This is a genomic window from Solwaraspora sp. WMMD937 (genome assembly GCF_029581175.1).
Taxonomy (GTDB): Bacteria; Actinomycetota; Actinomycetes; order Mycobacteriales; family Micromonosporaceae; genus Micromonospora_E.
This window is the reverse complement of record NZ_CP120738.1, coordinates 1,140,804-1,155,663: the sequence shown is the minus strand read 5'-3', so window position 1 is coordinate 1,155,663 and position 14,860 is coordinate 1,140,804. Positions and strand designations below refer to the sequence as shown.

Annotated in this window: 14 protein-coding genes and 1 tRNA gene; 9 read left to right on the top strand and 6 right to left on the bottom strand. The window is 66.0% G+C overall.

Annotated features, from left to right (window positions below; genetic code table 11):
* Positions 1-176: 176 nt before the first annotated feature.
* The 3 genes from O7621_RS05115 (at position 177) to O7621_RS05105 (ending at position 2,768) form a co-directional block, all read left to right on the top strand.
* Positions 177-767 carry an RNA polymerase sigma factor gene (locus O7621_RS05115; protein WP_282232957.1) on the top strand — a complete coding sequence of 197 codons (591 nt, stop codon included), beginning with the start codon at positions 177-179 and terminating at the stop codon, positions 765-767.
* A gap of 5 nt (positions 768-772) precedes the next feature.
* Complete coding sequence (locus tag O7621_RS05110) at positions 773-1,768, top strand: CU044_5270 family protein (RefSeq protein WP_282234460.1); 996 nt, start codon at positions 773-775, stop codon at positions 1,766-1,768.
* Between the two features lie 337 nt (positions 1,769-2,105).
* A complete protein-coding gene (locus O7621_RS05105) occupies positions 2,106-2,768 on the top strand; it encodes a hypothetical protein (protein WP_281552408.1) in 663 nt (220 codons plus the stop codon).
* Between the two features lie 276 nt (positions 2,769-3,044).
* Here the strand turns inward: O7621_RS05105 and O7621_RS05100 are convergent, their stop codons facing one another.
* The 3 genes from O7621_RS05100 to O7621_RS05090 all read right to left on the bottom strand — a co-directional run bounded on the left by O7621_RS05100 (position 3,045) and on the right by O7621_RS05090 (position 5,570).
* Entirely contained in the window at positions 3,045-4,817 is a 1,773-nt protein-coding gene (locus O7621_RS05100) for a hypothetical protein (RefSeq protein ID WP_282232956.1), read from the bottom strand.
* Entirely contained in the window at positions 4,814-5,098 is a 285-nt protein-coding gene (locus tag O7621_RS05095; protein WP_282234459.1) for a DivIVA domain-containing protein, read from the bottom strand. Before O7621_RS05095 ends, O7621_RS05100 begins: the two co-directional genes overlap by 4 nt.
* A 214-nt stretch (positions 5,099-5,312) precedes the next feature.
* Entirely contained in the window at positions 5,313-5,570 is a 258-nt protein-coding gene (locus O7621_RS05090; RefSeq protein WP_282232955.1) for a hypothetical protein, read from the bottom strand.
* 495 nt (positions 5,571-6,065) lie between these two features.
* On the opposite strand from O7621_RS05090, the gene O7621_RS05085 reads away from it, so the two are divergent.
* From O7621_RS05085 to O7621_RS05075, 3 genes are all read left to right on the top strand, one after another.
* Positions 6,066-7,175, top strand: coding sequence for an XRE family transcriptional regulator (locus O7621_RS05085; protein WP_282232954.1), 1,110 nt, complete (start codon positions 6,066-6,068; stop codon positions 7,173-7,175).
* An 86-nt stretch (positions 7,176-7,261) separates the two neighbouring features.
* Positions 7,262-7,483, top strand: coding sequence for a winged helix-turn-helix domain-containing protein (locus tag O7621_RS05080; protein ID WP_282232953.1), 222 nt, complete (start codon positions 7,262-7,264; stop codon positions 7,481-7,483).
* A 598-nt stretch (positions 7,484-8,081) separates the two neighbouring features.
* The gene (locus tag O7621_RS05075) at positions 8,082-9,146 is read left to right on the top strand and encodes a hypothetical protein (protein WP_282232952.1); all 1,065 of its coding nucleotides are present in this window, start codon (positions 8,082-8,084) and stop codon (positions 9,144-9,146) included.
* Between the two features lie 561 nt (positions 9,147-9,707).
* On the opposite strand, the gene O7621_RS05070 is transcribed toward O7621_RS05075, so the two are convergent.
* The 3 genes from O7621_RS05070 to O7621_RS05060 all read right to left on the bottom strand — a co-directional run bounded on the left by O7621_RS05070 (position 9,708) and on the right by O7621_RS05060 (position 11,806).
* Entirely contained in the window at positions 9,708-10,514 is an 807-nt protein-coding gene (locus O7621_RS05070) for a WecB/TagA/CpsF family glycosyltransferase (RefSeq protein ID WP_282234458.1), read from the bottom strand.
* Positions 10,511-11,584, bottom strand: a complete 1,074-nt coding sequence (locus O7621_RS05065; protein WP_282232951.1) for an NAD-dependent epimerase/dehydratase family protein — start codon at positions 11,582-11,584, stop codon at positions 10,511-10,513. Before O7621_RS05065 ends, O7621_RS05070 begins: the two co-directional genes overlap by 4 nt.
* Before the next feature lie 136 nt (positions 11,585-11,720).
* A tRNA-Leu gene (locus O7621_RS05060) sits at positions 11,721-11,806 on the bottom strand.
* 247 nt (positions 11,807-12,053) lie between these two features.
* Here O7621_RS05060 and O7621_RS05055 point away from each other — a divergent pair.
* The 3 genes from O7621_RS05055 to O7621_RS05045 are packed head-to-tail and all read left to right on the top strand — an operon-like array spanning position 12,054 to position 14,817.
* Positions 12,054-12,857, top strand: coding sequence for a DUF3662 and FHA domain-containing protein (locus tag O7621_RS05055; RefSeq protein ID WP_123606559.1), 804 nt, complete (start codon positions 12,054-12,056; stop codon positions 12,855-12,857).
* A gap of 2 nt (positions 12,858-12,859) precedes the next feature.
* Positions 12,860-13,342 (top strand): FHA domain-containing protein, encoded by a 483-nt coding sequence (locus tag O7621_RS05050; protein ID WP_281552418.1) that lies wholly within the window; start codon positions 12,860-12,862, stop codon positions 13,340-13,342.
* Positions 13,339-14,817, top strand: coding sequence for a PP2C family serine/threonine-protein phosphatase (locus tag O7621_RS05045; protein ID WP_282232950.1), 1,479 nt, complete (start codon positions 13,339-13,341; stop codon positions 14,815-14,817). The genes O7621_RS05050 and O7621_RS05045 overlap by 4 nt, the downstream gene beginning before the upstream one ends.
* Positions 14,818-14,860: the final 43 nt, after the last annotated feature.

Genomic DNA, 14,860 nt, shown 5'->3' with positions numbered 1-14,860 from the left:
CGTGATCGCAGAATCAAGTCACCTTCGGGATTGGCTGGTGGACTGCGAACCCGATCTCGCGCTCGCGCATAGAGATAGCTGAGAGGATGCAGGCAGGAAGGAAGGATCATCGTGAACCTATCGCCACCGCTGGGCTCCGGGTGAGGGGCATTGCGGCGGAGTCGACCAATGATGCTGTGATCATCGTGGCGTCGCTCGACGACCCCGATCGATTCGCGCAGGTGTACGAGAAGCACGCCGGGATGTTGTACGGCTATGCCTACCGACGGGTGGGCCGGGAGATTGCCGAGGACGTCGTCGCGGACGCGTTCGTGGCAGCGTTCCGCGCCCGGCACACCTACGACCCTGGCTACCCGAACGCGTTTCCGTGGCTGCTCGCGATCGTGCACCGTGAGTTGGCCCGACATTACCGCGCCGAGAGCGCCCGGTACCGAGCGTATCTGCGGGTGAAGCCCGACAGTGGCGAAGAGGCGTTGGCGGATCGGGTGGCAGCCGCAGCGTCTGCCCAGGCGTGGCGAGGACCGCTGGCCACGGCGCTCGCCCGGCTCGGCCGCAAGGAGCGGGACGTGCTTCTCCTGGTTGCCTGGGGAGACCTGAGCTACGAGGAGGTCGCTCGAGTCCTGCAAATCCCGATCGGCACGGTCCGATCACGATTGAACCGGGCACGCCGCAGGATGCGGGACGTGTTGGAGAGCGATCCGGCCCGGAGCACTTTGACAGGTACTGAGCTTGAGGAACGATGGTGGAAGAAATGGAGCAGGGCGTGAGTGAGATGGATCGACTCAAGGAACTCGGCGCCGACTTGGCTCCGGACGCCGGGGACGCACCGACAGCCTGGCGCGATCGCATCCTCGATGGACCCAGCGCGGAAACAGGAGTGCCGCGCGGCGGCACGGCATGGCCCGGCCGGCGGTTGAACCTCGGCCTGGCAGGAGCGGCATTAGCTGCCGTTCTCGTGTTCGCCACCGCAGTCGTAGGAGGCGGGTGGCCGGTAGGTGGATCAGCGCCCCCGTCGGGCGCGGCCGAGGCTTCTTCCATCCTGCGTACCGCTGCCTTGGTGGCTCACGAAGCGGACCTCCCCGTCCCGGCAGCTGGACAGTTCGTGTTCACCGAGACGGTGGCGAGCCCGATCAACCAGGCGCAGCAGCCGGACGGTGGCTTCACCATTAGCAACGGGCCGCGGGTATTGCGGCAGATCTGGCTTTCGGCAGACGGTGCTCAGGACGGATTGATCCGGGACAGGGCGTACCAGCAGGACCAGGCCGAGCCAAACGACCTAGTGCTGCCGGCCTGCTCACCGAATCGTTCCGGTCCAGCCGCCGATCCGACGAGTGACCAGCCGTGTGTGCTGCAGCGGGGGTACGACGCGGAGATGCCGGACAGCCCAGCAGCGGTGCTCGACTGGCTCCGAGCTGATGTGTCTTCGGTGGGGGAAGCGCAGTCAGAGCTGCAGGTCACGTCCTCTGCCTCCCCAGATGGCCGAGCAACTGATGCGCTCGTCTTCCAGCGGGCCGGTGAGTTGCTGGTCGGTGGTAGGTACCTCACCTCACCTCAGCGAAGCGCTTTGTTCGACGCGTTGGCCTCGCTGCCAGGCGTGACCGTCCGACAGCAGGCACAAGACCTTGCCAACCGGGATGGGGTAGCGGTGGGCATGCCCGAAGGGACGACGCTCATTTTCGATGCGACGTCGTTCGTGTTTCTCGGCACCACCAACAGCGCCCTGCTACGCCAGGTCATCGTGAACGACGCAGGTAGGTCGCCGGCCTGACTGAGGCACGAACCATAATCGACGTTGTTACCATTCTGTTATCCGATCGCACTCTGTCACTCCTTCGGCTAACTCGGGTTAGATCTCCCCTGCTAGCCCTGGCATCAGGCGGTCGTCCTACAAGCACTCTCTGTCATGTCGATCATGGAAGGCGAGCATGGCGCACCGCAATCCGCTCAAAAAACCTCTGTGCATCGGTAGATGCCGATACAATCGGCTGTGGGTCGACCGCCGTGGATCGACCTACGGGTGCCTGTCGCGATTGGTTTTAGCTTGCTAGGAAACAGCTTGCGTCACCCGTTCCAGTGTGTACGGAGCAGGGGGAGTCCAGATCTTGGTGAACCAACGTATTGGACGCACGCTCTTGACATTTGTGACTGTGTCGATGGTTATCCTGACCTCAGCGGCCTCACCAGTGCAGGCTAAGAGTCTTCCAGCAACGCCTCAACACTCGATGGCACTCCAGTCTCTGCTGGACTATTATCCAGGATCTATCGCTATCGACGAGAACACGGTCCGAGCGGCACCCGGCGTGCTCGTCACACTGCCTGCCGATCATCCGCGGGATAAGCGCTTCGCCAACACCACCGCAGCTGAAATGCCGACCGTCACTAAGCGCATCGCTCCACCCGCACCGTCCGCAGTTCATGTAGCCAAGAACGCCGAGCCAATTTCGCCCGCCGCAGATGACTATTTCTACGGCTGCTACTATGAATATCTTTGTCTTTATACAGAACCAAATTTGCATCCTAGTAGTGCGATCATTTCTTTTTATTACTGCCAGTTCAAGGATCTTGGTGCCATTCCATTCCCTGGGGGTGGGTACTGGAACGATCGAATCTCATCCTGGGTGAACAATCAAACACCAAATACTGCTAGCCATTTCTACAACTGGAACGGCGTCAACCAATGGACCCTCCTGTTTAGCTCCTATGCGTTCGAGTACAATACTGGAATGGGTCCATACGATAACATTCTCGATGCCGTCCGCGTTTGTTAGTGGCTCTTGAGGATCGGCTCTGATATTTAGCTCGCTGGCTTTGCCGGTGGCGATGGGGTGAATCGCGGTCTGGCTGCGCTCTCTTCGCCACCGGCAGTTTGCGATAGTTTGTAACGAACCCGGCAATATGTCTTTACCAGGACGGTTAGTATCTGCCGGCTAGATTTGCAGTTCCCGTTTTCAATCGACGGGGGGATGTAGGGGCTCGGCTCAGTTGCGGCCGCATGAAGTCTCCCACGGGGTGCGTGCTTCGGCCGGCGTACTCATGAAATGTCATCAGGTTGCCGTGGGGTGGGTGCGGTCGGGGTGGATGCGGACGGTAGCCGGGGTGCCGGGGTGGGTGGCGGCTTGGTGGCGTACCTCAGTGATGAAGCTGGTGGTGTCGGGAGCTGGGCCGGCGGTCGCGGGCCGGTGGGGGACGGACATGGGCTTCTCGGGGTCGGTGGGGATGGTCGCGCGGAGTGCGCCGTGCAGGTAGCGATTGCACAGGGCGACGGCTTCGGGCAGGGCGGCGCTGGTGGGGACCGGGTCGACGGTCGGCGGGGTGGCCGGGTCGGCGACCTGGACCGACCAGGTGTGGCCCTGCATCAGCTCCGGTCGGCCGATGCTGTCGCGGTGGTCGACGACGGTGATGTCGAGGGCGAGGCCGAGTCCGGTGACGAGTCGGGCCAGCTGGTCGAGGGTGGGGCCGGGCCAGTCGGTGGCGCGGGCGATGACGCGGGCGCCGTCGTGGGCGGCGGCGGCTTCGGCGAGGTACGCGGCGAGCGGGTCGCGGCCGTGGTGGATCTGGCTGACCCCGTTGCGCAGGTGCTGGTCGATGACGTGTTCGCCGTCGATGTCGGTCAGGTCGGTGGGCTGTACGCCGAACTCGGCGGCGAGGGAGCCGATCCGGTAGTGCTCGGGCAGTTGCCACACGCTGGTGCCGGACGCCTGGTCGGTGTGGGCGAGGGCAGGTGGGGTGCCGTCGTCGTCGGGTCGCCAGTTGCGGTGCACGGTGTGGCCCCGTAGGTCGGTGACGGTGACGACGGCACCATGTCGGACCCGGCGGGTGCCGTAGCAGTCGGTGCAGTAAGGCGGATCCGCCGCATTGGTGCATTGTGGGCAGGGGCGGGTGGGGATCGGCTCGCCCCAGTATCTCGGAGCCGGCGGCTGCCAGCCGCGCCGGAACCTGCCGCCGCCCTCGCCCGGCTCGGTGTCGTCGGGTCGCAGGCTGGTGTGCCACCAGTGCCGGTTACGCCAGATCGCCTGCGCGCCGCCGTGCTGCTCGGCGTCGGCGATCATGCGTCGTTCGAGTTGGTCGAGGTCGTGGCCGCCGGGGTGACCGTCGAGCCCGACCGGCACCGGGTGCGGGGTGAGGGCAGCCTCGGTGAGGTAGTGGGCGGGCAGGTTCCAGTCGGCCACGGCCAGCCCGGACGCGGCCCGTTCCGGGCTGATTGCGGCGATCGCCGCCGGCAGGTCGGCTACCCAGCGGTGCGGGTAGTCAGGCACTTTCCCGCCGGCGAGTTCGTACCGGATGTCCCAGCTCAGCCCGCTCGGGGTCGACGCTGGTCGGGCTTCGAGGACTAGGTCGACGTGGAGTTGGTTGGCGAGCGCGCACAGCCGGCCGAGCAGCCGGGCCGGGTCGCCCGGTGGCGGCGGTTCGCTGCTGCGGCCGACCAGGACCAGCCACGGCGCGGTGAGCCGGTTGGCGAGCGCAGACGCCTCACACCGGTGGCGGTCCCGCTCCGGTGCACCGGGCTGCCACTGGATCGGCAGGGTCAGCCCGGACGACGGGAGCCGGCCGGGTTCGTCGGGGAAGTCCGGGTCGCGCAGCGTCGCGGCAGCCACGCCGGCACGCTGGGCGAGGTCGGTGACGATCGGTGCGTACGGCAGCCACCAGGTGCCGTTTGGGGTCGGCAGCGGCGTGAACGAGCCGGGGACGAGGCTGGTCGAGGCCACCGCCCCGGTGTCGAGGTTGGCGACGGTGACGACGAGCTGCGCCCGCCGCCGCTCGGACCCGAACCCGACGACGCGGACCGGGCTGGCCGGCACTCCGTTGACCCCGGTCACCCCGTCACCCCCGTCCCTGCCTGGAACTGTTGGAACTGCTGCGACTGCCAGTCCCGCAACGCCTGCTTGACCCGTACGTTCTCGTCCTGGGTGGCGCGCAGCTCGGTTCGCAGGGCGGTCAGCTCGTCGGCGACCAGGTGCAGGAACGTGCGTACCTCGGTGGGGTCACAGCCGCGCCGGGTCCGGTCGCCGAACCGACGCTCGCGGACCAGGCCGGGACTGATCGACGGCCGCACCGCCCGCCCGTACAGGTGACCGACGTTGTTCGGTGCCCGCCGCACCGGCCGGCGCTGGCCGGCCGCAGCGTCGATCGGCCGCTGGTTGTGGCGCGCGATCTCGGCGAGCAACCGCCGATTGCGCCGGCTCCGCACCGGCAGTCGACGGAACAGGTCAAAGAACCTACGCACAGCAGGAACCACCTTCCAAGAGTCGGAAACCTTCAGGGGTACGGGTCGAGAGGGCGCGGCTGACGTCGCAGTTGTGCCGCCGCCCTGGTCAGCGGTGTCGGCGCGGGCGCGGTGCCCAGCGGAGACCGTCACGCTGGACGAAGATCTCCCGCCGTTCGCGGGCTTCACCGTCCGGCGCCAACACGTACCCGGACAACCAGACCCAGTCCTGATACGTCCACCGTTTGTCCACTGTCGTCACCCGGAACCGGAAACCTCGCCCAGCCGCGAACTGCACACTCGCCCGGCCGTCGATGATCAGCTCATCGCCGGGCCGGGGGGCCGCCGGCGACCGGTCGGCCGGCACGCTACCGATCAGCCGCGGGCTGCGTCGTCCGACCGCAGTCGGGACACCAGCGAGACTTGACCTTGAAACTGAACAGCCCTGCGAAGAACCCGAGCAGGACTCCGCACGACAGTGCGGCAAACGCCACCATGATCAACCCTTTCGATTGGGCTGGGGCGACGAATGGGACGCCGCCGTGTTGAGCGCCAGCGCACTTGGCGCTACGCCGGATCTTCCGTGCCTTCTGGCTGACAACCGGATGTCGATAGGGCAACGATCTCACTCGATCTTGATGGGCGGCAGGTGTCACTGCGGTGACAGGTCAAAGTCCCCTGCCATATCACCCCTGTGTGGTGGATACTCGAAGTCATGAGGGATGAGCTAGGGGAAGACTCCCGGCCGGCGTGGGCGCAGCGGCTTCGCTCGGAGCGGACTGCCCGGGGGTGGTCCCAAAGTGACGCGGTACGGGCACTCAGGGCACACGCAGCCGAACCGTTGCCTTCCGACAGCACCCTGTTGCGCAACTGGAAGCGCTGGGAAGCCGGTAGATCCGAGCCCGATCCTTTTTACAAGACGCTGATCGCCAAGACCTACGGCACTGTCACGGCGGCGTTCTTCCCTCGCCAGGGTGGGGCGCATGTCGAAGCGGACTTGCTGGCGGACAGTGGCCTGGAAACCCTCGAAATTCTCTCCCGCATCCGCGCTTCAGATGTCTCGGAATCCTTACTTGACGCGCTCCGGATTACCGCCGACCGGCTCTGCTGTGAGTATCCATACGCCCCTCCGGATCAGCTCTACGTGGAGGGGAAGGCGTGGCTTCGACGCATTACAGGGCTCATGGACCGCCGGTTGACGCTCGCGCAACACCGAGAGGTCCTGTCGCTTGCTGGTCTGGTTGCCCTGCTCATCGGGTGTATCGAATACGATCTGGGGCTGCGGCGAGAAGCGGAAGGCACCCGTAAGGCGGCGTTGACCCTCGGTGAAGAGGCGGGCGACGCTGCAATTATCGGATGGGCGTACGAGATGCGCGCGTGGTACGCGCTGACGCAGGGCGACTACCGGGGAGCGATTGCCGCTGCTGACACGGGGGTAGCGAAGGCCCCCAGCCAGAGTGTTGCTGTGCAGCTGGCAGCACAGCAGGCCAAGGCATGGGCACGTCTCGGAGACCGCAGGCAAGTGGAGACGGCACTTGATCGAGGCCGGTCACTCCTGGAATCGCTGCCCTACCCGGAGGATACCGACCACCATTTTGTCGTTGATCCGTCGAAGTTCGACTTCTACGCGATGGACTGCTATCGGTTGGCCCGAGAAGACCAGCTTGCCGGGATGTATGCCCGTGAAGTCATGCGGTCTTCCACTGATCCGGACGGCACCGAACGGAAGCCCATGCGGAACGCCGAGGCACGCTTGACGCTAGGTGTGGTCGCCGCGCGCAGCGGAGAGATCGAGGAAGCGGTGGCCTACGGCCGCGAAGCGCTGTCCGGCGACCGCAGGTCTTTACCGTCACTGCTCATGTGCTCCCGTGAGCTAGGGCAGCTGTTGCACGAGCGGTACCCGAACCACCCTGAGGCGCTGGCCTTCCTGGACGAACTGCGAGTCCTAAGCACCCCAGCAGGGACTCGGTAGTTCAGGCAACGTCTGGTGTGGGTGATGATGCCGGTCGGCCATGCCGTGGCAACTACCCGCAGCGGCGTCGAACCAGGGGATGCGTGATGCCCTCAGCACCAGCCGATTACCGACGGATCGCAGACGAACTGACCGCGAAGATCAAGAGCGGCGAGCTACCGCCGGGCACGAAGCTACCCAGCACCGCCCAGCTTGCCGACCTGTACGACGTCAGCCCGGCGACCGTGTACCGTGCCGTCTCACTCCTGCACGACCGAGACCTCGTCGTCGGACATTCCGGTCGTGGCGTCTACGTAGCGGAGAAATAGCTACGGTCCTACGCTCAACTCCCCGGCACAGAACGTCAGCGTCTCCAGGCGCAAGCCGCCCTGCGGCTGCTGCGCGACTGTTGCGTGGTCAACGGCCACCAGGGCAGGGCGCGTCCGTCGCTGACTAAGCTATGAAGATGTAGCAACTGCCGCCGGCCAGGTGGCGCAGACCTGCGGTGCCTGCACACCGAGGCGCGGACCATATGGGACGGACGTAGCGATGGGTAGGCGTTCGGGTGACGGTGATTGCTGACACTCTGTTGTATGAGCATGACCAATAGACGCGCCAGTCTTACCTGGTAGAGCAACGTCAAGTAGCCGGGCAAGCGCTTCAGTACTGACAGACATGCCCACACCCGATGTCACAGGTACGAAGGTTGGGATGCGCCGGCACATGAAGCTACAATGATTCAGCTTGGCGGAAGGCCGACCAGCTTTGATGGACGGCCGAACTCCAGCGGTAGATCTCCGAAAGGCTGACGCTATGACCTGGCCCGGATCACTAGAACATCGGCCGCTACTTGTGGCGGCAAATCAGCTCGTCGATGAATTGCAGGGCCTTCGGGGACGGCTCCGACACCAGAACGACACCCAACACATGCAGCATACCGACTGCGCAGACCGTGTTCGAAACCTGGGCATGTATCTGCAAGCGGCACTACTTCAGGCGCAGAGCAATGCGTACCTGTCTGCCTTCGCGACCTTGCGTACAGCGCTGGAACACATGCTCGTGGACCACCTTGTATTTTCGGGTGCCCGTTACATTCGTGTCATCAGGGGTGTGGATGATGCGACCTGGTCAGAATGGCAGCGGAAGCGTGCTGCCGCTGAAGAATTTACCGACGTCATCGATTGGGTCCGTAAGAAAACCGATGTCGAGATCACCACCGAGGGCCTTCGGTCTGCACCGGACGACGGTGGACAGTCCTACATTATCAGCCCGCACTACTTCTTGCTTCGCGAGTATCAGCCATATCTGGGCCCCGCCAGCGCGCAGGCTGAGTTCGATGACGGCATTGGCGACCTCGCGGATGACCGTAAGTTCGCCAAAGAGAACGACCACCTCTACCGGACGTATTTGAGCTGGTCCAGCATCAAGAAGAATCTGCTGTCAAACGACTTCGTTGACGAGAAGACGATCACGATGATCGAGGTCCATTACCGCTTCCTGAGTTCCTTCGTTCATCCGATAGCGGACGTTACAGAGATTGTTTACGGGCGCAACAATTCTAGTGTACCGTCCTATGATCACTACAGCAGTGAGCTGGTTCTCCTCTATGTCATCGTAATCGCCGTCGAGGAGCTGAACCACTTTCACGAGATGGCCCAAAGGTACCCCGTTGTGGGTATCGCAGGCTGGTCGTCGACGATGGATCTATGTCGGAGCGCATGGCAACTAGCCTCCCATCTTTGGTTCCCGGGGCACCGGCCGCATCGATACGACTACATTCAGGAGGCGAACACAAGGGCCTTCCGGCTGCTGCAGGAGGATTCAAGCGGTGAAGTCCAGCGCGAAGATCCGATGTCCATACCTGAAGATGAAGTCCGATACTATCGCGACCCAATGCGGCGGCTGGTCGCGCTCCACGGAAGCTTCTCGGAGATTATGAGCGGCTACTCCTACATTTCTCCATGGCCTCGTCCGGACGCGCGATTCCGGTAATACTCAGCCTTCCTGTGGCTGCGCTAGGTAGCCGTGGCGCATGGTCAACTAAAAAAGATAATCATGTATGAACTGCGTCGTCAGAGTATTCTCGAGGAGTGTGTAGTTGGGCACCGACGAGACGTGGCCTTTTCGCATCGATTATTTAGCGAGGCACGAGGATGCTGAATGGCCTGGTCATCTCGCTTGTTCGGCCTTATCGCCAGCGTCCAGCGCTGCCGTGACTGTTCCGGGTGGCTCCGGATGTACCTCGACGTCTACTGTGGCTGGGTCTATCTCGAGCAGCAACGCGATCGCCTCGCGAGCCATGGTGGCGACTTGGTCGAGTCGGCTGGCCTGGGTGTGGACGCCTTTGAGTTCGGGCACGCTGACGGCCCACCAGCTGCCGACCCGCCGGCAGGACACGGAGTAAGTCGTCATTTCACCAGTCCTCCCCGAGTTGGTCATCGAGATCACTCATGATGCCTCGTCCATACGTCCCGTGGCACATGTGTCGGCCAGCGGCAACTCAGCTCGGCGCACGCGGACAGGGAACCCGGAGCCGGGGCAGGGTGAGTGGGGTCAGACGGCGAAGGTGGCGGGGCGGTCGGTGGCTGCCGGCGGCGGGGTAGCTTGCCACATGCCGAGCTTCTGTGCGCCCAGCCGGCTCAGGTACGCCGGGTTGAGGATCACGTACCGGCGCCACAGCCGTTTCGGCTCCAGCCCGAGCCGCCACAGCCACTCCAAGCCGTACCGCTGCATCCAGGACGGCGGCTTGCGCAGCAGGCCGGCGTGGTAGTCAAAGGCCGCGCCGACCGCCATCAGCGGCATGTCCAGCAGCGGGCGCATCGCGTACGCGAAGACCTCCTGACGCGGGCAGCCCAGCCCGACCAGCACCAGCCGGGCACCAGAAGCCCGGATCCGGTCCGCAATCTCCACCTCTTCGCCCGGCTGGACGGCGCGGAACTTCGACGGCTCGACGCCGGCGAACTTCAACGCCGGGAACATCTGCTCCAGCTTCGGCACCAGCCGGTCCAGCGTTTCCTCGGTGGATCCGTACAGGTAGACCGGCAGCCCTTCGTCGGCGCAGCGCTGCAGCACCCGCAGGGTCAGTGTCGGCCCGTAGACGCGGTCGGTAAGACCTGCGCCGTGCAGCAGGTTGAGTCCCCAGCGCACCGGTTGGCCGTCCGGGGTGACCAAGTCGAACGAGTTGAGCCGGGCGTTGTGCGCCGGGTCGAGCACCCCGGTCATCACCCCGTGCACCGCCAAGGCGGTCATCGCCAGCGGCCGACGCTCCCGGGCGGCGGCGAGGATCCGCTCACTCGCGGCCTCGTAGTCGACGGCGTCGACCAGTACGCCGAGGACGTTGCGCTTGCCCTGGTCGATCATTTTCCGGGCACCCACTTGTCGACGTTGGCCTGGTAGATCTCCTGCAGGATCATCGGCACGTCGTAGACCTGCTTCCAGCCAGGGTAGTCCCGCTGGAAAGCGGCGTTCGAGCCGATCCACCACTGGTGGTCGCCGACCCGGTTCGCCTCCTGGTACTCGGTGATCATCTTTTCGCCGGTGATCTGCTCGGCCAGCGCGAACGCCTCCAGGTGCGAGCAGTTGGAGTGCCGGCCGCCGCCGAGGTTGTAGACGGCTGCCGGGCGTGGGTCGCGGAAGAACGCCTCGAAGGCGGAGACCACGTCGTGGCTGTGGATGGCGTCGCGGACCATTTTGCCGCCGTACCCGAAGATCTTGTAGGTGCGTCGCTCCATGTTGCAGCGCATCAGGTAGCCGAGGAAGCCGTGCAGCTCGGTCGCCGAGTGCGCCGGGCCGGTGAGGGTGCCGCCCCGGAAGCAGGCGGTACGGATGCCGAAGTAGCGGCCGTACTCCTGCACCATGATGTCGGCGGCGACCTTCGACGCGCCGAACACCGAGTGCAGGCAGGCGTCGATCGACATGTCCTCGGTGATCCCACCGGCGTACGGGTGGTCCGGGGCGATTTCCCAGCGGGTCTCCTGCTCGATCAGCGGCAGGCTGTTGGGCCGGTCGCCGTACACCTTGTTGGTGGAGCAGTGGATCACCGGTGCTTCCGGGCAGTGTTCCCGGACGTTCTGCAGGACGTTGAGGGTGCCGCCGGCGTTGACGTCGAAGTCGGTGAACGGGTCGCGCACCGCCCAGTCGTGCGACGGCTGCGCGGCGGTGTGGATCACCACGGCGATGTCCCGGCCGTACCGCCGGAACAGGCCCGCCAGGGCGTCGCGGTCGCGGATGTCGACCGCCTGATGGGTGTACGCCGCACCGAGGTCACGCCGCAGCGTCTCGACGTTCCAGGCGGTGGACGCCTCGGGGCCGAAGAACTCGCGGCGCATGTCGTTGTCGATGCCCACCACGTCCAGGCCGAGTCCGGCGAAGTGCCGGGCCGCCTCCGATCCGATCAGACCGCCGGAACCGGTAACCAACGCGACGCTCACACGACACTCCTGAGCTGGGGGGTGGAGTAAACGGTCAACAGGATATCCGGGCGATATGTGAAGAAGGCCCCGCCGTCGGGCGGAGCCTTCTCAATCGTTGCTAGCTGGTGCAGGCGGCTGATGCCGCCCGACCTGCTGGTGGGGAAGGGGGGAGTTGAACCCCCACGCCCTTTCGGGCACACGGACCTGAACCGTGCGCGTCTGCCATTCCGCCACTTCCCCGGATGCTGTCCGGGACAGTCGGTAGAAGACTAACCCGGCCGGTCCTTCCCGATCCCGGTGGGGGTGTCGGTCGGGGCCACCCGCTGGCAGGTGCCGAGACATACTACGCTGTCCCTGGTCGCCCCGAGCCAAATATCGCCCGCGACGCCTGGCGAAGAGTAGCACGGGGCGGGTCGGTCGTTCGGGACAGGCCGGGAGCGGTGGTCGATCGGCGTGCGGGTGGCACGGGCGACGGCCGGATACCATCATGTCCTCGGAACCCGAGGAGGAGCCGGTGAGCGTGCTGCAACGCTTCGAGAAGCGTCTGGAAGGCCTAGTCGAAGGGGCCTTCGCCAAGGTGTTCAAGGGTGTCGTGCACCCGGTGGAGATCCTCAACGCGATGCAGCGGGAGGCTGAGGCCCACAAGGCGATCCTGGCTGGCGGGCGCACGCTGGTGCCCAACCGCTACGTGATCGATCTCTCGCCGTACGACCACAGCCGGCTGGCTCCGTACGCCGCTGCCCTGGCCCAGGAGCTCGCCCAGTCGCAGGCGGAGTTCATCGGCGAGCAGGCCTGGACGGTCTACGGCGACGTGATCGTCGAGATCGAGCGGGGCGACGGGCTCGACACCGGGATGTTCCGGGTGACCGCCGAAGTCTTCACCGGCGGCGACGTCGCGCCGGTGCAGCAGCCCGGGTACGACATGCCCGGCGGTGGTCAGGGCGGCTATCCGCCGTACGACCAGCAGGGCGGGGGGTACGGTCAACCGCCGCACTCGCCGGCCGGCGCCCGCAACGTACGGCTGGTCTCGGGTGACGGGCGGACCTATCCGCTGCAGATGGGTTCGACCGTGATCGGCCGGGGTGACCAGGCCAATCTGCGACTGCCGGACGTGGGGATCTCCCGCCGACACGCCCGGCTCGACTTCGACGGTGCTCAAGTGGTGCTGACCGATCTGGGGTCGACCAACGGGACCATGGTCAACGGGCAGCGGGTCTCCGCAGTGGCCCTGAACCCCGGTGACATGATCCAGCTCGGGACGACCACGCTCACGTTCCGAGTGGATGGCTAACCTTGCCCGAATTCGTCGTTGCCGTCGCCCGGGTCGGCTTCATCGTCCTGCTGTGGATCTTCGTGTTCACGGTGGTGGGGGTGATCCGCCGGGATCTGTTTGCCGGTGCCCGCTCCAGCCGCCTCGTCGCGGCTCCGCGCGGGGTCAGCAGCAGTACGGCACCGGCCCGGCCGGCCAAGGTCAAACGGGGGCGGGCCGCTCATCAGCTCGTAGTGACCGCTGGCCAACTGGCCGGGACCAAAATTACCTTGGGTGAGTCTCCGATCACGATAGGTCGGGCAGAGGACTCCACCCTGGTCATCACCGATGACTACGCGTCGGCGCGACACGCCCGGCTGATGCCCCGGGACGGCCAGTGGTTCATCGAAGACGCGGGTTCCACTAACGGGACCTACCTGGACCGCGCTAAGGTCACCGGACCTACCCCCGTACCCCTCGCCGTGCCGATCCGAATCGGCCGCACATCTCTTGAGTTACGGCCATGACTCTGACCCTGCGCTATGCCGCCCACAGTGACCGCGGACTGATCCGTGACGGAAACCAGGACTCCGTCTACGCCGGGCCGCGGCTGCTCGCCGTGGCCGACGGCATGGGCGGGATGGCCGCCGGTGACGTCGCCAGCAACCTCGTCATCGGGGCACTGGCCCCGCTCGACGAGGACGTTCCCGGCGACGCCATGGTCGACGCCCTACGCGGCGCCGTCGGCCTGGCCAACCAGCACCTACGGGACACCGTCGACGCCAACCCCCATCTGGAGGGGATGGGCACCACGCTGACCGCGACGCTCTTCTCCGGCAGCAAGATCGGCATGGTGCACATCGGCGACTCCCGGGCGTACCTGCTGCGCAACGGGGAGTTCGCGCAGATCACCAAGGACGACACCTACGTCCAGATGCTGGTCGACGAGGGCCGGATCAGCGCCGAGGAGGCCAGCAGCCACCCCCAGCGGTCGCTGCTGACCCGGGCGCTGGACGGTCGGGACATCGACCCGGAGTACTCGGTACGCCAGGTCGTCGCGGGCGACCGCTACCTGATCTGCAGCGACGGGCTGTCCGGCGTGGTCAGCCCGGACACCATCGCCGAGACGCTGCGCGAGTACACCGATCCGGGCAAGTGCGTCGAGCGCCTGGTCCAGCTGGCGCTGCGCGGCGGCGGCCCGGACAACATCACCGTCGTCGTGGCCGACGCCACCGACCAGAGCATCCACGAGCAGGCACCGATCGTCGGCGGTGCCGCCGCTCGGGACCGCGGCATGGCGACCGCCGCCGACGACTCCACCCCGGCCGCCCGGGCCTCCGCACTGTCCGCGCCACGGGCCGCCGTGCCGGAGCCGGCCGACGCCGCCGCTGCCGCCCCGGACGACGACCCGCAACGCCCCCGCCGCCGGCCACTGCGCGCGGCGATCGTGCTGGTCGTGCTGGTCGGCATCCTCGGCGGCGGGGTCTGGGCCGGCTGGGCCTACACCCAACGGCAGTACTACGTCGGCGCCACCGGCGAGGGCCAGCTGGCGATCTTCCAGGGAATGCCGGGCGAGGTGGCCGGCGTCAGCCTCTCCACCGTGCACCAGACCAGCGACCTCGCCCTGGACGACCTGACCTCCGTCGCCCAGGACCGGGTCAAGCGCGGCATCCACGCCGGCAGCGAAGCCGAGGCGCAGCGGCACCTGCTGGAACTCACCCGGGACGACCCGGGCAACCCCAACCTGAAGCCGATCTGCCCGCCGTCGCCCTCCCCGACCCCGTCGCCGACGCTGTCCCCGTCACCGGAAGCCGACGTGACCGGATCGCCCGATGCGACGCCCGAGGGCCTCGTCTCCGGATCACCGGCCGGCCCGGCGAACAGCCCGTCACCGGGCGGCACGCCGAGCCCGTCCGGTGCCCCGGAGAGCTCCCCGGACGCCCCACCGGTCGAGCCGGTCCCGCCGGTGACCAACCCGGCCGGTTGCCGGACGGTCGGCTGAGCCGGCGAGCGAGGTGAAGGAAATCCAGTGACCGCTTCAGTCG